Origin of the sequence: Tahibacter aquaticus, assembly GCF_004363655.1 — a bacterium.
GTDB lineage: Bacteria > Pseudomonadota > Gammaproteobacteria > Xanthomonadales > Rhodanobacteraceae > Tahibacter > Tahibacter aquaticus.
This window is the reverse complement of sequence record NZ_SNZH01000058.1, coordinates 1-2,151: the sequence shown is the minus strand read 5'-3', so window position 1 is coordinate 2,151 and position 2,151 is coordinate 1. Positions and strand designations below refer to the sequence as shown.

Here is a 2,151-nt window from a genome sequence, read left to right as displayed (position 1 = left end):
ACATCTTTGAGGTACGCGTAAGGCTCATAGCCGTTCTGCCTGGCGGTGGCGATCAGGCTCATGATCGCGGCGGCACGCTCGCCGGCGGCTTTGGAGCCGGCGAACAACCAGTTCTTGCGTCCCACGGCGATGGGCCGGATCGACCGCTCGACCGGGTTGTTGTCGATGGGCAGCGCAGCGTCGTCGACATAGCGCACGAGCGCCGGCCAGCGCTTGCGGGTATGCGCGAGCGCTTTGGCGAGGCCACTGTTGGGCGAGACGTTGGCGGATAGCTGGTCGATCCATTGCCCGAACGCATCGAGCACCGGTCGCGCCTCGCGTTGTCGTCGGGCGAGCCGTTCGGGCGGATCCAAGCCATTGATCTGGGCCTCGATCCGGTACAACTCGGCGATCTGGCGCAATGCCGGTTCGGCATGCGCGCTGGCCTTCGCCGCATGCAGTTCGAAGAACAGGCGGCGGATATGCGCCCAGCAGCCTACTTCGGTGATGCCCTCTGTAAACAGGGCTTTGTAGCCGCTGTAGTCGTCCACGACGAGATGGCCACGGAACGCGCCGAGGAAGCGCTTGGCATGCTCGCCGCTGCGGCTGGTGCAGAAGTCAAAAGTGGTGATTGGCGCGCCGTCCGTGGCGCAGTACGCAAACAGATACGCGCGTGCCGCCTTGCCCGCGCCTGGATCGAGCAGTGAGACCGGCGTTTCGTCCGCATGGATCACTGACCGCTGCAACAGGTCGGCCTTCATCGCATCCACCAGTGGCATCAGCGCGACGCCAGCGGCGCCGGTCCAATCGGCCAGGGTCGAACGCGCCAGTTCCACGCCGCTGCGCTGGTAGATCTGCTGCTGGCGATACAGCGGCAGGTGATCGGCGTACTTGCTGACCAGCACGTGTGCCAAGAGGCCCGGCGCCGGCCGGCCGCGTTCGATCACACTTGCCTCACTCGGCGCGGTCGTCACCGTCTCGCAGGCGCGACAGGCGTACTTCGGATAGATGTGGCGGCGCACGAAGAACTCGGCCGGCTTGCAGTCGAGCTGCTCGGTGACATCCTCGCCCATCGACGTCAGCGCGTTGCCACACTGCGCGCACGCGCACGAAGCGGGCTCGTGGCGAACTTCCACGCGCGGCAGATGTTCGGGCAGCGGCAGACGCTTGGGCTGGCGACGCGGCACAGACGGTGATTCCTTGAGCGTCTCCAGTTCTGTCTGCATCGCGACGATGTCTTCTTCGAGCGCTTCCTCGAACAGCTGCCGCTGGGCCGGATCAAGCTGCTCGGAACGGCGGCCATACAAGGCGCGGTTCATTGCCGCCAACTGCGCTTCCAGCACCTTGATGCGCGCGGCTCGGTACGCGCCGACCGTCGCCATCTCGGCAATCTGTTCATCGCGCTGCGCAATGACCGCAAGCGCTTCGCGCAATTGCGTTTGCAGATCATCGCTGGTCGATGCGTCAACACTCATGCGTCGATTATAAAGTTACACAATCGCGCCGACCAGCGGTTTGGCGCACAATCGATGCCAGTCCACGCCCGTGCACAACCATGCGAACGATTGCGCATCGATCTCGCACACGCGATCGCTGCTGCGCGGCCAGACAAAGCGACCCTCGCGCAAGCGCCGCATGCACATCCACACGCCACTGCCGTCGGCGCAGATCACCTTGATCCGCGTGCCGCTGCGATTGCGGAACACGTACGCGCCGCCGGCGAGTCCGTCGTGACCGAATTGCATCGTGATCGCCGTCAACAAACCGTCCATGCCGCGACGCAGATCGATCGGCTCCACCGCGATCCACCACGACGTCGGGCTCAGCATGCGGAAGTCTCGCGGATCAAGGCAGCGAGCCAACGGGGATCCGTTCCGACCGGCACGGCGATACGCCAGGCGCCGTGCTGCAACTCGACCGTCATCGGCGGCGCTTCGCCGATCACGCGGACCGGCACCAGGGCCTGTGCGGGCTTGCTCGATCTACGCTTGAGCAGATAGCTCCAGTGCGCCAACGTCAACGCGTTGATGCCGTGCTTCGCGCTGTACTGCTTCTGTGTCAGGCCGCTCGATCGCCACGCTTCAACGTGACGGCGCCAGAAGGCTTCGGTCTTCGATGCTTGCACGCTTGGCGCTCCGAGAAGGTGAGCGACAAGCATTGCTCTGATGATCG

The 2,151-nt window shown here is 64.7% G+C and carries 3 protein-coding genes; all 3 read right to left on the bottom strand.

The annotated features are described in order from the left end of the window. Nucleotides 1-1,454 (bottom strand): IS66 family transposase (tnpC, locus tag DFR29_RS28750; RefSeq protein ID WP_133822075.1); only part of this gene is annotated, 1,454 nt, incomplete at its 3' end. Between the two features lie 15 nt (nucleotides 1,455-1,469). After that, entirely contained in the window at nucleotides 1,470-1,808 is a 339-nt protein-coding gene (gene tnpB / locus DFR29_RS28745) for an IS66 family insertion sequence element accessory protein TnpB (protein WP_133822074.1), read from the bottom strand. Further along, nucleotides 1,802-2,151, bottom strand: a 350-nt coding sequence (tnpA, locus tag DFR29_RS28740; RefSeq protein ID WP_208113774.1) for an IS66 family insertion sequence element accessory protein TnpA, incomplete at its 5' end; no start/stop codon positions are given. The genes tnpA and tnpB, both read right to left, overlap by 7 nt.

Coding starts and splice junctions, on each gene's coding strand:
- tnpB (WP_133822074.1), bottom strand. CDS start 1,808: ATGCTGAGCCCGACGTCGTGGTGGATCGCGGTGGAGCCGATCGATCTG.